Origin of the sequence: Anaerocolumna chitinilytica, assembly GCF_014218355.1 — a bacterium.
Taxonomy (GTDB): domain Bacteria; phylum Bacillota; class Clostridia; order Lachnospirales; family Lachnospiraceae; genus Anaerocolumna; species Anaerocolumna chitinilytica.
This window is the reverse complement of the sequence record NZ_AP023368.1, coordinates 500001-516917: the sequence shown is the minus strand read 5'-3', so window position 1 is coordinate 516917 and position 16917 is coordinate 500001. Positions and strand designations below refer to the sequence as shown.

The 16917-nt window shown below is 38.3% G+C and carries 12 protein-coding genes, 12 tRNA genes and 1 rRNA gene (1 of these 25 cut by a window edge); 2 read left to right on the top strand and 23 right to left on the bottom strand.

All coding sequences use genetic code 11. From position 1 onward, the window contains the following. Nucleotides 1-15 precede the first annotated feature (15 nt). The 13 genes from bsdcttw_RS02385 to bsdcttw_RS02325 all read right to left on the bottom strand — a co-directional run bounded on the left by bsdcttw_RS02385 (nt 16) and on the right by bsdcttw_RS02325 (nt 9342). A tRNA-His gene (locus tag bsdcttw_RS02385) sits at nt 16-89 on the bottom strand. Between the two features lie 90 nt (nt 90-179). Beyond that, nucleotides 180-253: transfer RNA gene (locus bsdcttw_RS02380), tRNA-Arg, on the bottom strand. A gap of 25 nt (nt 254-278) precedes the next feature. Next, nucleotides 279-349: transfer RNA gene (locus tag bsdcttw_RS02375), tRNA-Gly, on the bottom strand. Nucleotides 350-381: 32 nt separating this feature from the next. Further along, a tRNA-Pro gene (locus tag bsdcttw_RS02370) sits at nt 382-456 on the bottom strand. A 254-nt stretch (nt 457-710) separates the two neighbouring features. Then, nucleotides 711-1193, bottom strand: a complete 483-nt coding sequence (locus bsdcttw_RS02365) for a metallophosphoesterase (protein ID WP_185257839.1) — start codon at nt 1191-1193, stop codon at nt 711-713. Nucleotides 1194-1234: 41 nt separating this feature from the next. After that, nucleotides 1235-1828 (bottom strand): XTP/dITP diphosphatase, encoded by a 594-nt coding sequence (locus bsdcttw_RS02360; RefSeq protein WP_185257838.1) that lies wholly within the window; start codon nt 1826-1828, stop codon nt 1235-1237. Nucleotides 1829-2014: 186 nt separating this feature from the next. Further along, the gene (locus bsdcttw_RS02355; protein ID WP_185257837.1) at nt 2015-3226 is read right to left on the bottom strand and encodes an N-acetylmuramoyl-L-alanine amidase family protein; all 1212 of its coding nucleotides are present in this window, start codon (nt 3224-3226) and stop codon (nt 2015-2017) included. A 161-nt stretch (nt 3227-3387) separates the two neighbouring features. Beyond that, complete coding sequence (locus bsdcttw_RS02350; RefSeq protein WP_207726480.1) at nt 3388-5085, bottom strand: ABC transporter ATP-binding protein; 1698 nt, start codon at nt 5083-5085, stop codon at nt 3388-3390. 57 nt (nt 5086-5142) lie between these two features. After that, complete coding sequence (locus bsdcttw_RS02345) at nt 5143-5826, bottom strand: MerR family transcriptional regulator (RefSeq protein WP_185257835.1); 684 nt, start codon at nt 5824-5826, stop codon at nt 5143-5145. 312 nt (nt 5827-6138) lie between these two features. After that, entirely contained in the window at nt 6139-7308 is a 1170-nt protein-coding gene (locus bsdcttw_RS02340) for a THUMP domain-containing class I SAM-dependent RNA methyltransferase (RefSeq protein WP_185257834.1), read from the bottom strand. 115 nt (nt 7309-7423) lie between these two features. Then, a complete protein-coding gene (locus bsdcttw_RS02335) occupies nt 7424-7726 on the bottom strand; it encodes a rhodanese-like domain-containing protein (protein ID WP_185257833.1) in 303 nt (100 codons plus the stop codon). Between the two features lie 191 nt (nt 7727-7917). Next, nucleotides 7918-8091: a hypothetical protein gene (locus tag bsdcttw_RS02330; protein WP_185257832.1), complete on the bottom strand. Its 174-nt coding sequence runs from the start codon at nt 8089-8091 to the stop codon at nt 7918-7920. 690 nt (nt 8092-8781) lie between these two features. Continuing rightward, complete coding sequence (locus bsdcttw_RS02325; RefSeq protein ID WP_185257831.1) at nt 8782-9342, bottom strand: tyrosine-type recombinase/integrase; 561 nt, start codon at nt 9340-9342, stop codon at nt 8782-8784. Nucleotides 9343-9658: 316 nt separating this feature from the next. Here bsdcttw_RS02325 and bsdcttw_RS02320 point away from each other — a divergent pair, with 316 nt between their 5' ends. Together bsdcttw_RS02320 and bsdcttw_RS02315 are read left to right on the top strand one after the other, a co-directional pair. Then, the gene (locus bsdcttw_RS02320) at nt 9659-11665 is read left to right on the top strand and encodes a methyl-accepting chemotaxis protein (RefSeq protein WP_185257830.1); all 2007 of its coding nucleotides are present in this window, start codon (nt 9659-9661) and stop codon (nt 11663-11665) included. A gap of 21 nt (nt 11666-11686) precedes the next feature. Beyond that, nucleotides 11687-12610 (top strand): sensor domain-containing diguanylate cyclase, encoded by a 924-nt coding sequence (locus bsdcttw_RS02315; protein WP_185257829.1) that lies wholly within the window; start codon nt 11687-11689, stop codon nt 12608-12610. Between the two features lie 73 nt (nt 12611-12683). Here the strand turns inward: bsdcttw_RS02315 and bsdcttw_RS02310 are convergent, their stop codons facing one another. From bsdcttw_RS02310 to bsdcttw_RS02265, 10 genes are all read right to left on the bottom strand, one after another. Continuing rightward, nucleotides 12684-13184, bottom strand: a complete 501-nt coding sequence (locus tag bsdcttw_RS02310; RefSeq protein ID WP_185257828.1) for a DUF1700 domain-containing protein — start codon at nt 13182-13184, stop codon at nt 12684-12686. 217 nt (nt 13185-13401) lie between these two features. Next, nucleotides 13402-13475 (bottom strand) — tRNA-Arg (locus tag bsdcttw_RS02305). A gap of 17 nt (nt 13476-13492) precedes the next feature. After that, nucleotides 13493-13578 (bottom strand) — tRNA-Leu (locus bsdcttw_RS02300). A gap of 34 nt (nt 13579-13612) precedes the next feature. Continuing rightward, nucleotides 13613-13685: transfer RNA gene (locus bsdcttw_RS02295), tRNA-Val, on the bottom strand. 51 nt (nt 13686-13736) lie between these two features. Continuing rightward, nucleotides 13737-13810, bottom strand: a tRNA-Asp gene (locus bsdcttw_RS02290). 64 nt (nt 13811-13874) lie between these two features. Then, nucleotides 13875-13948: transfer RNA gene (locus bsdcttw_RS02285), tRNA-Ile, on the bottom strand. A 3-nt stretch (nt 13949-13951) separates the two neighbouring features. After that, nucleotides 13952-14024: transfer RNA gene (locus bsdcttw_RS02280), tRNA-Thr, on the bottom strand. Between the two features lie 33 nt (nt 14025-14057). Further along, nucleotides 14058-14129, bottom strand: a tRNA-Glu gene (locus tag bsdcttw_RS02275). A gap of 85 nt (nt 14130-14214) precedes the next feature. Beyond that, a tRNA-Asn gene (locus tag bsdcttw_RS02270) sits at nt 14215-14286 on the bottom strand. Nucleotides 14287-14375: 89 nt separating this feature from the next. After that, nucleotides 14376-16917: ribosomal RNA gene (locus tag bsdcttw_RS02265) — 23S ribosomal RNA — on the bottom strand (it continues 373 nt past the right edge of the window).

The window sequence follows — 16917 nt, the reverse complement described above, 5'->3', positions numbered from 1 at the left end:
TGGTACTATTACCAAGGTGGATAAAGGGATTCGAACCCTTGGCCTCCAGAGCCACAATCTGGCGCGCTAACCAACTGCGCTATACCCACCACAAACAATAACACCTTATCTTGTCCATATTGTAAACACAACATCGCTGTCTTGTTACACTGTTGTGCATATACCTAGACAAGATAAAATGTGCCAGAAGGGATTCGAACCCCCGACACATGGCTTAGAAGGCCATTGCTCTATCCAACTGAGCTACTAGCACACAAACGATGTACAAATGTACACCAAGCGGGTGATGGGAATCGAACCCACGTATCTAGCTTGGAAGGCTAGTGTTCTACCATTGAACTACACCCGCATATGAAATTTTATCTTTTGTCACTTTTAAAATCGGGGTGACAGGATTTGAACCTGCGACCTCTTGATCCCAAATCAAGCACTCTAGCCAAGCTGAGCCACACCCCGTTTTGGCCTTATTTTATGCGGCTCTCGTGACGCAAGAATTATTATATAATAGAGCCTTTCAATTGTCAACAACTTTTTAAACTTTTTCAAATTTTTCTACAATGCCTTGTCTTGGCAGATTTTGGGCCTTATTGTATCTTATTTTAATTCATTCTCACAGTTATGCCATTCAACAAAATACTCTTGTTTAGACTGAGAATTATGCCTTATTAAAACATATGTGAAAATTATTCTTTCCTTATTATCAACAAATTCTACGAGAGATAATTGAGGGTAAAATGTGCGATACCCTTATCATCGATTTCCATTATGATATAGGAAGGTTTACCATTCTCCTGCCTTGGCTGACTTATACTACCCGGATTTACCGCCCATACTCCGGAGCTAAGGTCTATCACCGGTTTATGGGTATGCCCATATAATACAATATCCGCCCCCAGTTGGGAAGCTGCCTCCTTTATCCTGCCCGTACCAAAGTTGACACCATAACGGTGCCCATGAGTCATAAAAATCGTATACTTTCCAAGTACAATGGTTTTATCCCTTGGTACATCTGCGAAAAAATCATTGTTTCCGGCAATAAATTCAACAGGACAATCTGCCAATGCTTCGATATAATCCTCGCCGCTTTCAAAGTCCCCCAAATGAAGCATCAGGTCAATAGGACTTACTTTTTGAATTACTTTCTCAAGATTAGTAACCCTTCCGTGAGAATCGCTTACAATCAGTATCTTCATAAAGTTATTTTGTTTTTCCACATTGCCTTTCTAATGTATTTTTACAACAATTCTTTTAATTTCTCTTTCATACTGTTAAGTGCCTTGCCTCGATGACTTACCACATTTTTGTCCTCCGGTGATAATTCCGCTGAAGTACAGCCAAACTCCGGCAGCCAGAATATAGGATCATAACCAAATCCATTTTCACCGGCAATGTCTTCACCAATAAAGCCTTCAAAAATGCCTTTCGTAGTAAAGATCCTTCCGTCCGGAAAAGCACAAGCAATTACACATACGAATCTTGCACTTCTCTTTTCTAAAGGAAGTCCCTTTACCTGATCCAGTATATACTTATTTTTTATATCATAGGAAGTATTCTCACCCATAAATCTGGCGGAATATACCCCCGGTGCTTTATCCATAGCATCAACTTCAAGTCCAGAATCGTCTGCCAGGGCAATTTCTCCTGTCATTTCCATTATCGTTCTGGCTTTTATAATTGCATTTTCTTCAAAAGTCGTACCGTCTTCCACGATATCAATGTCTATTCCTGCCTCTTTCATGGATAGTACCTGGTAATCCAAATCTGCTAATATCATTCTGATTTCTTTCATTTTACCTTCATTGCCCGTAGCAAATATTATTCTGTTCATTTTTCTCCTTTCGTGAATATTCAATCAAAGATTGAATATTCCTGAATCTGTAGTTGAAAAACAGTCTTTTTGTTTTTCAACTTAATCTCCGTATGCATTTCGTAAGTTCTACTTACGAAACTGCCTAAATAGAGTGTGGAAATTGTTTCTTAATTTCCACATAACACCTTTCGTAAATATATTCTGTCAGTTTGTAGTTTTTACTTTATTGATTTCTCCGAGGGCCTTTTTAATTACCTGTACAACAGCTTCCGCAATTTCTTTCTCTTTCTCCTTGGATTTTAAGAAACCAAGCTCTTCTGCATTTGAGACAAAACCAGTCTCGATTAATGCTACAGGCACCTGAGATTTGTGTATTATCAGTATCTCATCTCCGGTTACCAGGCCTCTGTTTACATATCCGGTTATTCCCTTCAACTGATCCAAGGCAATACGAGCAAGTTTTTCAGAAGTGAATTCCCCCTGCTGCCCTTCACTTTTATATAATACCTCAACACCTCTTGGTATAGAGGATTCACTGGAATTACAATGTATACTTAAAAACAAATCAGCCTTTACATCATTAGCGAGATTCACTCTTGGATTTAAGAATACGGTATCATCCCCTGTTCTGGTATAATATACCTTAATATTCTCACGGTCAAGTAACTCTTTTAATTCCAGAAGTATTTTTAGATTAATGCTTTTTTCATAGGAAGAGTTATCAGCTGTTTTAGCACCCGGATCTTTTCCGCCATGCCCTGCATCAAGAACCACTATGTTATCATAAACACTAGCCGGTTCCTTTAAGGCAATATAGATATTTCCATCTTCCTGCTGCAAAACCGGTGCGTAGACATGATCCAGAGTAAAGCAGATATCTGCTTCATATTCCTTGTCTGAAACTTTCTTATAAGTAATCGTTAAGTTATTTACCGGATCCGTTTTCAGTGACTCCGGAACTGCTCCATAGACGGAAACCTCTCCGTTTGCAGATAAACTCTCGGGTATTAGATATTCACCATCTGCTGCTTCCTTTAACCCCGGAATCCCCTGATAGGACATATCCTGGTTTATTCTTACAATTCCTTTCTCCGTAAGACTCTCATCCTTTAATCCTTTTATGGACAGCGTAATCTTTCTGTTCATATAATCCTCAGTTAGGCTATCAGATGCAGTATTTCCCGTATTTTCAATTACAATATATTTTTCTCCCAAACTCTCTTTTAATTCATTGGCAGTGGATAAGTAGCCCTTACTCTTATTATTATGTTCGTAATTTGTTGTCCAGGCTTCCTCCGATGCAGAAGCTTTTCCTCTCCCCTCCAAGCTATCTGTTATAACCATTGAAAGCATCAGCACAGACAACATCAGAACAAACGTAAAAACCGCTAAATTCTTAAGCGCTTTCTCTCCCATAGTATAATCCCCCTGTTAGGAAGATTATACTATGCATCCTATTATTCTACAATATACAAAATAATCCTACATATTTCCTGTATTCCTTTGTCCTTATAGATACCGGGTTTTATGTAATTTAACTCTTCTGGATAATTAGTACCAGATTCAAATAACTTCGTTTAAGCTGATTTTGCTACCTGAAACAGGGAGTAAAAATAACCTTTTTTCTCCATTAGCTGGTCGAAGTCTCCAATTTCTGTAATCTGTCCATTATTTAAAGCAATAATCTTATCATATAGTCTAAGGTTACCTTCATCCATTCTGTGTGATATAACAATACGTGTCAGGTCTTTTAATCTTGAGATTTCCTCTTCTACCAGCCAGGCAGTTTTCAGATCCAAAGCTGATGTAGCCTCATCCATAATTAGAATAGGGGTTTTGCGAAGCAGGCTTCTGGCAATGGATATACGCTGTTTTTCACCGCCGGATAAGAAGCTGCCATTTTCACCGCATTTGTAATCTTCGCCTTTTTCCATTATTAATTTCTCAAGCCCAGACTTCTCTATAACTTCAGCTACGGCTGTCGGTTCAAAGAATTTATACATCGTTATATTATCCTTTATTGTACCGTCAAAGATAAATACATTCTGCTGAATTACAGAGAAGAGATTATAAAGGGAGCTATTCGCAAGGCATTTAAGGTTCTTTCCATCAATACAGATCTCTCCTTCGTAATCATTATGATATCCCAGCAGTAAATTAACCAATGTGGATTTACCGCTTCCGCTGGCGCCAACTATTACGCAGCTTTCTCCTTTATCAATGGTCAGATTAATAGAATTTAAAACCTTCTGTTCCTTTTCATAACTAAAGGTCACATTCTGAAAAGAGATAGAATTCTCGAAGCTTTCTTTTTCATCGGCAGCTCCTTCACCCTCAATTGTATCTGTTGCATTTTCAATCTTGTCAATCAAACTCTTTGCTGCTTTCCTTTCAGTAAAGAGCGGTCCCAGGGTCCCCACCGGACCAAGCACGTAATTTAACAGCTGTATAAAGGCAATTACCGTACCCGCAGTTATAATATGTTTAATTGCAAGATAAGCTCCCAGGCCAAAAGTTGTAAATTCCACAACCATGGAAGAGGAGGACGATAATATATTAATAAAATCGGACGTTCTGCGCTTATTATTCTTAGCAGTCTCTACTTCTATATTCTGTTCTTTATAAAGGCCTAAGATTTCTTTTTCTGCCCGAAAGCTTTTTACAACGGAAAAACCCGTCAGTATGTCTTTCACCATGGAAACAAATCCTTCATTTCTAGCAGACGCAATGCGAACTTTTTCTTCCATAGATTTACCGAATACCAATGAAACCAGGATTGGAAGCATACTGATTACAAGAACACAAAGCATCAATAACCAGTTCAGGTATGCCATGGCTGCAAGCCCGCCAAGAAAACTTAGAATCTGTGTTGTTATTTTTAGATTTGCTTCTACATAATTTGTTTCAATAGAAGCCATATCGTTAGTAAAAATTGATATGTATTTTCCTGTTACCTGTCTGTCAAAAGAGTTAATGCTTTTTCCCAGAAGCTTTGAGAACGCATAATTCTTAAACCTTACCATAGCATGTTTCATATAGTTATTATAATAATGACGTTTCAGAAGCAATACCAAAACAGCCACTGCTATATAAAGAATACTGCAGATGATTATCTTCTCTAAGTCTTTTAGGGAATCACCTGTTGTCACATCCATCAAAAGTTTTAATATAAAAGCGGTAGCAATATTAAGAGCGGTAGCAAATACACAGGTCAATATGGTAAGAATGAAATTCAGCCTGTTTTTTACATAAAATTGTTTCTTATAAGAACCCACTGCTTCTTCCTCCACTGTCCTTGTTCAGGAACAGTCCTTTCTTCATTTAATAAGCTACTACATTCTGCAGTCAAACATTAAAGTATGAAAAGTAAATGCTGAAATAAAGGCATCATGAAATATATACTTTATCAGTAAAGTGTTTTCTGTCCCCTGGATGTATACATGAATTGAATCATCTACCTGGAAACATTCCTTTATTTTATATAATTCTCCGTTTATTAATTTCATGTCCTCATTGAAGGCATCCAAAAATCCAGCAGTAAGGTATTTTCTGGAACTTTCCGGAAATAACTCAGTAAATTCATCATATTGCTTATCAAGCAGCAGTTCAGTTGCTCTGACAGCTATGTCTAATTGCCGGCTTTCCATTTCCGGAATATCCTGTTCCTGAAAGATATCCTGCTTTTCCGTCAAGAGTGTAACCGCCCGCTCCAGATTACGAAGCTGCCTTTCTTTATTATCCAGCTCTGTTCTGATTACCACAATTTTAGAACGAATTGCTACAGAAATATCCTGGTCACTTAGAAAGAGTTCCTTAATATCCTTAATAGAAAGGTTAAGAGAGCGCATAATCAATATTTTACGAAGCTTCTCCACTTCTTCGGGAGCATATTTTCTAGGTAGAGTTTCTCTTTCCCGGTGGCTATTTATCAGCCCTTCCTTTTCGTAAAACCGAAGAGTTCTTGAAGTAATCTGATATCTCTTACAGACCTCTGAGATGCTTATTAAGTCTTCCATTGCATTTTCCTTTCCTGATATTTAGATAGTTTTATCAGAATAATAGTATTATTTCTAACAATTATAAAGCTAGCTTATTAATGAATTCATCTAGAAATATTATACGTCTTTACCTAAGGTCAACGTCAATACCTACTTTTTTTATTATAAAAGAAGCTGTTATCAAACTAATTATTTATTAGCATGACAACAGCCTCAGTATAAGATATTAATTTAGGTATTTCTTTTCTATATATATTTACTTCACTACTTTATATTTTACTTCACTGCTTCAAACTTTAGTTCACTGCTTCATTTACTTTACTGTTTCATTTACTTTACTTCTTGATTTGCAGCCGTAGAATCCTTTTTGGGAGGGCGGGGACCCATGAATTGATAGAAATAGGTCTTAAGCATTCCATTGTATATTTTACGGTTTTTATCTTCTTTTCTTCCTATATACTTTACTGCATCCTCATAACTGGTTATTAAAAACATAGACCAGGCATCCAGTTTTGAATATACTCTTCCAATCTCCTTATAAAGTCCAGGAAGGGTCTCCTGATCCTCTAGCCTTTCACCGTAAGGTGGGTTTGTAATAATGAAGCCATACTTTTTACTATGACTTAATTCACTCAAAGGCTTTTGCTGAAAATGGATATAGCCATCGACGTCTGCCAATATAGCATTTTGTCTTGCAGCCTTAATAATATCCCCGTCGATATCAAATCCTTGTATCGTCATCTGGACATCCTTTTTCCTCACATCATTTGCCTCTTCAATGGCTTTATACCACACCTGTTTCGGTGCCAGCGCCCAATTTTCAGCCAGGAAGGAACGGTTCATTCCAGGCGCTATATTAGCTCCTATCATGGCAGCTTCAATTGGTATCGTACCACTGCCGCAAAAAGGATCTATTAATATTCTGTCTTCCTTCCAGGGAGTCAGCATAATAAGAGCTGCCGCAAGAGTTTCTGTAATTGGAGCCTTACTTGCTAATTTACGGTATCCTCTCTTATGAAGAGACTCTCCTGAGGTATCAATTCCAATGGTTATTTCATCTTTCATAAAGGTTACGCGGATTGGAAACTGCTCTCCGTCTTCCGGGAACCATTCTATCTTATAAACCTGCTTAAGCCTTTCAACAATCGCCTTTTTCATAATAGACTGAATGTCAGAAGGGCTGAATACTTTACTCTTAATAGAGGTAGCTTTTGCCACCCAAAACTTTCCGTCCCTCGGTATATAATTTTCCCAGGGAAGTGCTTTTGTCTTTTCAAACAATTCATCAAAACTTTCTGCTTTGAATTTGCCTACTTTAAGGAGTATACGTTCTGTCGTGCGTAAGAATATATTGGCTCTGGCAAAAGCCGTCTCATCTCCTGCAAAGATAACTTTACCATCTTCCACTTGTTTAATCTCATAACCCAAATCTAAAACTTCTTTTTTCAGGACACTTTCTAATCCAAAGTGGCATGGTGCTATAAATTCATACTGGCTCATCTTACTGTACTCTCTTATCCTTTCATCTATGGCAAATTAAACTGTCCATTGATTATAACATATGGATTTTACCAATGCAATAAAGAACCGGGATTAACTGCCATGAACTATATTTCTAATATTCCAGAGGCCCTCTGTAAGCATTAAGCCCACCATAGATGTTCTTAACCATGAACCCCTCATTACTTAAATCTCTGGCAAGTAAAAGGCTTAAATTACCTCTTTCACAATATAGAATTAAAAGTTTGTTTCTTGGTATATTTCTCTGACCATCTTCAAAGTTACTATAAGGTATATTAATAGCTGAAGGAATATGGCCCTGTCTAAAGTCAGCATATTCTCTGATATCTATTATTTGTGTATCTGCTCTTCTTATGTAAAATATAATATCTTTTGCACGGATTGTTTCAAAAGTCATATTATCACCTGCACTTTGATATTATAATATTCTTAGAAAATGCAATTGTGCAATAAGTATTGAACTGTGTTTTCTTATCTTATTTACTTAAGACAGAGCAATTTATAGATATATACACAAAAAAATAAGCCCTTATCAGGCTTATTTTTTTGCGCTCAATCTTTGGTTAACCTTCCAAGCTATAAAAATTATTATTTAGATGAATTACGAGCGGAATTAGAAGTTGTATTCTTCGCATTATTCTTAGAAGAATTGGAAGAATTGGAATTCTTGGATGAGTTAGATGTTGTGTTGCTTGTTGTGTTTTTGCTGGTAGTATTCTTTTCAGAGTTTGATGAATAATCATTATAATTGTTGCTTGTCATTTTAAAAGTCCTCCTAAAAATCATTGTTTATTGTGATTACAGAGTTATTATGGTCCTATTTAAAATGAAATATGCATTACCAATTAATTTTTTTATACAAATTCTTAGTCTTATTTTTCTATTATATTAGTCATTTTGAGGCATTAAAAATGCTATAAAAATTCTTACAAATTATTTTTATAGCATCTTGCATAAATGATATTTATGTATTATAATATAGATGTGTTAGGGGTCGAATGATTTCTAACGCACTATATAACCCCTTATTAATTATTTATACTCCCCTCATCGAAACAACCGCCTTGGCTCCCCCTTGGCGGTTGTTTCATTATACCAATATATTCACTTATAATGTACTTCACAAGCCCCCCTAATATCTCCTATGTTCTTTATTTGAATTCCCATTTACCTACTTTTATTATTCTAAGATTCTTGTCTGCTCCACCATCAAATTATTCCTAATACTCTCAGAAAATAAATATTCACTTTACTTGATTAAATTATAACTGAGTTAATGATGTTATTTTAAACCTGTTATGTTATTATTTTCTAATTTAAATCCAAAAATGTCTAGTTTATGTAACAATATCCTTATTTTGATACCTATTCACTATATAATGGATAACATAAAAAGTCAATATACAAAATGTATATATATGTAATACCGTTGTAAAATTTCAACTCAGTCAATTAAAATTGCACCAATGTATACAGATCATCTTTCTGGTCTTGATTTATTCCAATATAACGTAATGTTATCTGTTGGTTACTGTGATTGAAGGTATCCATAATGAGTCCTATATTATATTTTGATAATTTATATGTCCAATATCCCCAAGTCTTACGCAAACTATGTGTCCCAAAATTCTCAATTCCCATCAAATCAGCTGCCTCTTTTAAAAAACGATAACTTTGAACTCTGCCAATATGGCCACCTTTTTTACTTGGAAATAGATAATCGTCTGTTTTCATATTATGTTGTTTTATATAACCAGACAATTCTTTCTTAAGAGAATCATTTATCTTTATTTTTTTCTCTTTCGATGTTTTCTTTTCTTTTACAACCAAATATTCTCGGTATGTTCCATTCTGTAAAATTAAAGAATTAATTTTAATAGGAAGAATGTCACTTATTCGAAGTCCGGTATTCAGCCCGAATTTAAATAACAGAGCATACTTATCATCTTTTGCCTTTAAATAATTATACATCTTTGTAATTTTTACCTTACTCCGTATCGGTTCTACTGTCATTTTATTTATATCCTTTCTTTTATATCAATGTACTTTTTTCGACATTTTATTATAAAAGATACTTTGCAATATTGCAACTCTCAAAACAATATCAAAAATATGGCTCTCTAAACCCTGATATATTAAAGGTGTATAAAATTCAATATGTATCATTTTAAGGATAATGTTACATGAAAAACGGTATATATTTCGATATTTATACAATTTCTAAATAAATATTACTTACTAAAGATTCACCCTCCTTATAGGCACGTTGGAATTTTACATCTGGGTTCTAAGGCTCAATGAGCTTAAAATATAAAGTGGAGGTATACAAATGAAAAACATAAGAAGTATAAAAACCAAACTAATATTATTTTTTGGTTTACTGGTAGTTGCTATTTGTGGGGGGCTTGGAATTCTTTCCTATATCAGTGCTTCTTCCGCTATGTCAGATAATATCACAGAGTCACTAAAGCAGCTGGCTGACAAATCATCTGACTTGATCCAGGAAAGAGTGAATTCCAGATTAACTTCTCTGGAAGTTATGGCTGAAACTGATACTATCCAATCTACCACTCTTCCTATGGAAGATAAGCTTTCCTTATTGAAAAAAGAAGTTGACAGAGCAGGATATCTTAGAATGTCTATTGGCGATACCCAAGGAAATCTTTATACTACTGCCGGAACTACTGCAAATATTGCAGACAGAGATTACTTTAAAGCAGCATTAAAGGGTCAGACCTATGTATCAAATCCTATAATAAGTAAAACAGATAATATTTTAGTCGTAACTTATGCGGTACCCATTAAATCAGGCGACTCAGTCATTGGAATTCTGACAGCGACAAGGGATGGTAATGAATTGAGCACTCTGACAAATGATATTCATTACGGTACCAGTGGTTCAGCATTTATGATAGATTCTTCCGGTGTAATGGTTGCCCATACCGATAAAGAATTAGTTAATAAAATGTATAATATAATGGATGAATTAAAAAAAGACCCATCCCTTAAACAGTTGGCGGTTTTGGAAAAAAAGATGATGAATGGAGATTCTGGATCCGGTGAATACACCTATGATGGAATCAGAAAGTTTATGGCGTTTACACCAGTTAAAGGTACTAATTGGTCACTGGCAATCACCGCTCCCAAGAAGGAAGTTTTAAAAAGTATTCGTGATATAAAATTAATTATAATAGTTATAAGCGTTGTATTTGTTGCCATAAGTATTATTATCACCTATATTATTTCAAATGGAATTTCAAAACCTATCAAATCAGCTTCGGACTATCTGCATAAGGTTTCTTCCGGAGATTTTACCGGAAGAATACCAGAGAAATTGATGAAGTCAAAAGATGAAACAGGACTTCTCGCTTCTTCCATTGATATTATGCAGACTTCTATAAAAGGTATTGTAAAAGAAGTATCCGAGAAATCCCATGCTGTTGCCCAGATTTTAAATAATATTAACTCTAATATGGAAAGTCTGAACAGTAATATTGAAGGGATATCCTCCACTACAGAAGAACTCTCTGCCAGTATTGAGGAAACAGCAGCTTCTTCAGAAGAGATGAGCTCATCTGTCTCAGAAATTGAAAAAGCTTCCGAATCTATTGCACAAAAAGCACAGGATAGTACCACCACAATATCCAATATGTTAACTACAGCACAAGATATTCAACAAAGCTCAAAAATCTCAAGAAATAATGCAATCGAGATTTATGACAGAACAAAACTTAATCTGCGAAATGCCATCGAAAAATCGAAAGCTGTTGAACAGATTAATATCCTATCCGGTTCAATTCTTGAAATCACCTCACAGACCAATCTATTAGCTTTAAATGCAGCAATCGAGGCTGCTCGTGCAGGAGAGGCTGGTAAAGGATTTGCCGTGGTTGCAGAAGAAATTCGTAAATTAGCGGAGGACTCCAAGAATACAGTTGCAAAAATCCAAGAAGTAACCTTAACAATACTGGAATCCGTCACAAATCTTTCCTCAAGTTCAAATGAAATATTGAACTTTTTAGACGATCAAGTAATGGATGATTATGCAAAGCTAGAAGAAATCGGAGATCAATATAGCTCACGTTCTCTTGAAATGAATGACATCGTTACAGAATTCAGTGCAACTTCAGAAGAACTTCTAGCTTCCCTGCAGGATATGACAAAAGCCATTAACGAAGTAGCAGGTGCCTCCGGCGAAGAAGCATTAGGTGCTTCTACAATAGCTGAGGAAGCTGCCAGCGTTGTACTGCGTTCAAACGAAGTCATAAAGTTAACGGAAGAGGCCAAAGATAAGTCCCACCTGCTTTTGGATGCTGTAGCTGTTTTTAGGATATAAGTTTATGGGGGATAAACATAAATGAAGTGTAATGTAAAGTTTGTAAAAGGCAAGGCACCACAATCGAATGATGATTTTTCTACCTTTTGGGAATGGTATTTCCCCTCAAATCTAGCTTATATCACGAAAAACTTCATATTGAACTCTGGATTTAACAGTAACCTTATTCAGGATTATTTTAATAAATGGATAACCAATATCCATCCTGATGACCGAGACACTGTATTAAGTAATCTCATATGGTATTTCAGGGAGAAAGCACCTTATTATAAATGCGAATACAGAGTAAAGAAAAACGAAAAAGAATACATCTGGATACTGAGCCAGGGAAAAGCCGTATGGAATAGTAATGGCCGCGTCATAAAAATGAGCGGCACCCATACTGACATTACAAGCAGAAAGGAAATGCAGCAGAATCTAAAATATTTATCTGAACACGATCCCGAGACTGGTCTCCCCCTAACTACGCTTTTTCTAAAAAGGTTAAAAAAAGAAGTTAAAAATATATATTCATATTTTACTGTCTTGTATATGAGTATCGATGTTCAGACCATGGATACAAGTAATATGTGCGGTGAAAATAAACATTCACTCTTAATGAAAGTTATTATGAATATGAAGCATCATCTCACTTCAAAGGATATGTTATGCCGAATCAGTGAAAATGAATATACCTTATTACTAAGTGGAATACATTTGGAAACTGCTATAGAAAGAAAGGTTGCAGATATTCTTAAATACACTAATACACCTTTTCTAATAAATAATGAGATCTATTCTATTACTATTAATATCGGTGTATTGGCCTGCACTGAAAACAGAAGAAATGTCAAAAGATTACTTGACAATGCCAGACTTGCAATGCAGCAAGCTAAGGTTATTGGTCCAAACAATTATTGCTATTACAATAGTATAATATATACTAATTATACTATTATCCTATAATTCGAAAGTTAGTTCATCCAAAAAAAGAAAGTGTCTCTCCTCCCAGAATGACACTTTCTTTTTTCTATCTTATTTACCGATTTCGATTATTCGTTATAGCCCTATAAATGAAATATATAGCCAGCAAAGGTATTCCAATATAAAAGAATAGTCTTATTAGAAGTCCGCCAATAATCAGAACCACAGACAGAACTAAGATAGCTATCGCTACTAGTAATACTTTATGATACCATTTTAATCCATTAACCCCATATGCCTGGTAGTTGCCCTTATCTTCATCATATTCAGCTTCTTCTGATCCTTCTGACCATTCCTTTGTATCACCGTCCTGATAGGCTGTATAATTTAATTTACTATGGTATAGAGGACCATGGGATAACTGATAGGTCTCAATTATGGTTTTCGCAATTAATCTTGGATCACCTAATAGCTCCAATACCTGCTCCTCTGAATTCGATAATGCCTGTTCTCTTATATAACTTTCATAATAATTTATATTGTTTTCTATCTCATTCTCCGGCAACTCACCTGCCAGAGCAGCTCTAAGTTCTGCTATAAATTCCGTCTTACTCATGTATCCTCCTTATATAAACCGTATGTTCCCGGTTAAAAGCTGGTTATCTTTAGTTTTCCACTATTAATAATAATTAGTCTCATTTTATCATATAGGACTTTCGTCGTAAATAGCACCAGATTAACATTTGATTAAAATGCTCCCCTTTATGCACAGCTTTTATTAATTAATACAAAAAAAACTGTAATCTCTTATAAAAGAAATCACAGTCCTTATACGTGCGTTAGAGGATTCGAACCCCCGACCTTCTGGTCCGTAGCCAGACGCTCTATCCAGCTGAGCTAAACGCACAAATTTAAATTGCTAAATGCCGGCGACCGGAATCGAACCGGTACGGGCGATTAGGCCCGCAGGATTTTAAGTCCTGTGCGTCTGCCAGTTCCGCCACGCCGGCATTCAATAACTGGTTATCGAAAACCAATTATTTATGGGACCTATAGGGCTCGAACCTATGACCCTCTGCTTGTAAGGCAGATGCTCTCCCAGCTGAGCTAAGATCCCATGAAAACTTGTGCTGTAAATTATTTATTTGGTTCTTTATTTCTAAAGAAACGACCCAGAAGGGACTCGAACCCTCGACCTCCGCCGTGACAGGGCGGCGCTCTAACCAACTGAGCCACTAGGCCATATATATTAACTATGTAACATCTTTTGTTTGATTAATGCCTGTTATCCAGACAGGAACCACAATGGACCTTCAGGGACTTGAACCCCGGACCGACCGGTTATGAGCCGGTTGCTCTAACCAACTGAGCTAAAGGTCCAAAAGCCGACGATCGGACTCGAACCGATAACCTGCTGATTACAAGTCAGCTGCTCTGCCAATTGAGCCACGTCGGCAAATAACATTCTCACGTTCATGATAACAAAAAATGACTCCAAGGGGATTTGAACCCCTGTTACCGCCGTGAAAGGGCGGTGTCTTAACCGCTTGACCATGGAGCCATAACATTGATTATAACATAATTCTTGTTATTTGTCAATCATTATTTTATTTTTTTCGTATTTAGCAGTTTTTCGCTAAATACAACTCCCCGAGTAGGGCTCGAACCTACAACCCCACGGTTAACAGCCGTGTGCTCTACCATTGAGCTATCGAGGAAAACTACACTTGATAGTTATAACAAATAAGAAATTATGAAAGTTTATGAACATTTTTAACCATAAGTGATATCATATGATTCACTTATTTAGGTCAAGCCCTCGACCTATTAGTATTAGTCAGCTGCATGCATTACTGCACTTCCACCTCTAACCTATCCACCTGGTAGTCTTCCAGGGGTCTTACTAGCTTACGCTATGGGATATCTCATCTTGAGGGGGGCTTCACGCTTAGATGCCTTCAGCGTTTATCCCTTCCCGACTTGGCTACTCGGCCGTGCACTTGGCAGTGCAACCGATACACCAGAGGTCAGTCCAACCCGGTCCTCTCGTACTAAGGTCAGCTCCTCTCAAATATCCTACGCCCGCGCCGGATAGGGACCGAACTGTCTCACGACGTTCTGAACCCAGCTCGCGTACCGCTTTAATGGGCGAACAGCCCAACCCTTGGGACCTAATACAGCCCCAGGATGCGATGAGCCGACATCGAGGTGCCAAACCACTCCGTCGATGTGAACTCTTGGGAGTGATAAGCCTGTTATCCCCAGGGTAGCTTTTATCCGTTGAGCGATGGCAATCCCACTTTATACCACCGGATCACTAAGTCCTACTTTCGTACCTGCTCCACCCGTCGGTGTCGCAGTCAAGCCCTCTTATGCCTTTGCACTCTTCGGATGGTTTCCGTCCATCCTGAGAGGACCTTTGAGCGCCTCCGATACCCTTTCGGAGGCGACCGCCCCAGTCAAACTCCCCACCTGACATTGTCCACCAGCCAGTTCATGGCTGCATGTTAGAAACCCAATACTGCAAGGGTGGTATCCCAACATCGGCTCCACGGCAACCGGAGTTACCGCTTCATAGCCTCCCACCTATCCTGTGCATGCAATACCGAATCCCAGTATCAAGCTAGAGTAAAGCTCCATGGGGTCTTTCCGTCCTGGCGCAGGTAACCAGCATCTTCACTGGTACTTCAATTTCACCGGGTGCATTGTCGAGACAGTGCCCAAATCATTACGCCTTTCGTGCGGGTCGGAACTTACCCGACAAGGAATTTCGCTACCTTAGGACCGTTATAGTTACGGCCGCCGTTTACTGGGGCTTAAGTTCAACGCTTCGGATTGCTCCTAACATCTCCCCTTAACCTTCCAGCACCGGGCAGGCGTCAGCCCATATACTTCACCTTACGGTTTTGCATAGACCTGTGTTTTTGCTAAACAGTTGCTTGGGCCAATTCTCTGCGGCCTGTATTTCTACAGGCACCCCTTCTCCCGAAGTTACGGGGTTATTTTGCCGAGTTCCTTAACAATGCTTCTCCCGTCGGCCTTAGGATTCTCTCCTCATCCACCTGTGTCGGTTTACGGTACGGGCTTATAAAAAGCAATAGCGGCTTTTCTTGGCAGTGCCTTCATCAGCTTCCCTACTTTAAATTTCGGTCCACATCACGTCTTCCCATTGCATGACGGATTTTCCTGCCACACTGGTACCTCGCTTGTACCGGGTCTTCCTCTCCCGGCTCTGACTTCGTCTCTGCGTCCCCACAGTTCTGTTTTTATAAGGTACAGGAATTTCAACCTGTTGTCCATCGACTACGTCTTTCGACCTCGCCTTAGGTCCCGACTTACCCAGAGCAGATCAGCTTTACTCTGGAAACCTTGGATATTCGGCCTGAAAGATTCTCACTTTCATCTCGCTACTCATTCCGGCATTCTCTCTTCTTATCCCTCCACGGCTCCTTACGGTACCGCTTCATCAGTCTTAAGAATGCTCCTCTACCACTGCAGTTCAACTGCAATCCACAGCTTCGGTGTCGTGTTTTAGCCCCGGACATTTTCGGCGCAGGACCTCTCGACTAGTGAGCTATTACGCACTCTTTTAATGTGTGGCTGCTTCTAAGCCAACATCCTAGTTGTTTTCGAAATCCCACATCCTTTTCCACTTAACACGCACTTTGGGACCTTAGCTGGTGGTCTGGGCTTTTTCCCTTTTGACTACCCAACTTATCTCGTGTAGTCTGACTCCTAATCATCATCTGTATGGCATTCGGAGTTTGATAATCTTCGGTAAGCTTTGACGCCCCCTAGGATATTCAGTGCTCTACCTCCATCAGACTAAATTAAGGCTAGCCCTAAAGCTATTTCGAGGAGAACCAGCTATCTCCGGGTTCGATTGGAATTTCTCCCCTACCCACACCTCATCACCACCCTTTTCAACGGATGTGTGTTCGGTCCTCCACCGCCTTTTACGGCAGCTTCAACCTGGACATGGGTAGATCACCCGGTTTCGGGTCTACATACATTGACTACGTAATCAAAGATTACACGCCCTATTCAGACTTGGTTTCCCTTCGGCTCCGAACCTTTAGTTCTTAACCTCGCCAATGAATGTAACTCGCCGGACCGTTCTACAAAAAGTACGCGGTTCCACTCGTATGGTGGTTCCACAGCTTGTAAACACAGGGTTTCAGGTTCTCTTTCACTCCCCTCCCGGGGTTCTTTTCACCTTTCCTTCACAGTACTATGCACTATCGGTCACTAAGTAGTATTTAGCCTTGGGGGGTGGTCCCCCCGACTTCCCACAAGGTTTCTCGTGTCTCGTGGTACTTCGGATCCCGCTCGCTGACTTCCGGTTTCGC

Coding starts and splice junctions, on each gene's coding strand:
- bsdcttw_RS02330 (WP_185257832.1), bottom strand. CDS start 8,091: ATGACAAGCAACAATTATAATGATTATTCATCAAACTCTGAAAAGAAT.
- bsdcttw_RS02325 (WP_185257831.1), bottom strand. CDS start 9,342: ATGACAGTAGAACCGATACGGAGTAAGGTAAAAATTACAAAGATGTAT.
- bsdcttw_RS02335 (WP_185257833.1), bottom strand. CDS start 7,726: ATGACTTTTGAAACAATCCGTGCAAAAGATATTATATTTTACATAAGA.
- bsdcttw_RS02315 (WP_185257829.1), top strand. CDS start 11,687: ATGAAGTGTAATGTAAAGTTTGTAAAAGGCAAGGCACCACAATCGAAT.
- bsdcttw_RS02320 (WP_185257830.1), top strand. CDS start 9,659: ATGAAAAACATAAGAAGTATAAAAACCAAACTAATATTATTTTTTGGT.
- bsdcttw_RS02360 (WP_185257838.1), bottom strand. CDS start 1,828: ATGAACAGAATAATATTTGCTACGGGCAATGAAGGTAAAATGAAAGAA.
- bsdcttw_RS02345 (WP_185257835.1), bottom strand. CDS start 5,826: ATGGAAGACTTAATAAGCATCTCAGAGGTCTGTAAGAGATATCAGATT.
- bsdcttw_RS02310 (WP_185257828.1), bottom strand. CDS start 13,184: ATGAGTAAGACGGAATTTATAGCAGAACTTAGAGCTGCTCTGGCAGGT.
- bsdcttw_RS02355 (WP_185257837.1), bottom strand. CDS start 3,226: ATGGGAGAGAAAGCGCTTAAGAATTTAGCGGTTTTTACGTTTGTTCTG.
- bsdcttw_RS02340 (WP_185257834.1), bottom strand. CDS start 7,308: ATGAGCCAGTATGAATTTATAGCACCATGCCACTTTGGATTAGAAAGT.
- bsdcttw_RS02365 (WP_185257839.1), bottom strand. CDS start 1,193: ATGAAGATACTGATTGTAAGCGATTCTCACGGAAGGGTTACTAATCTT.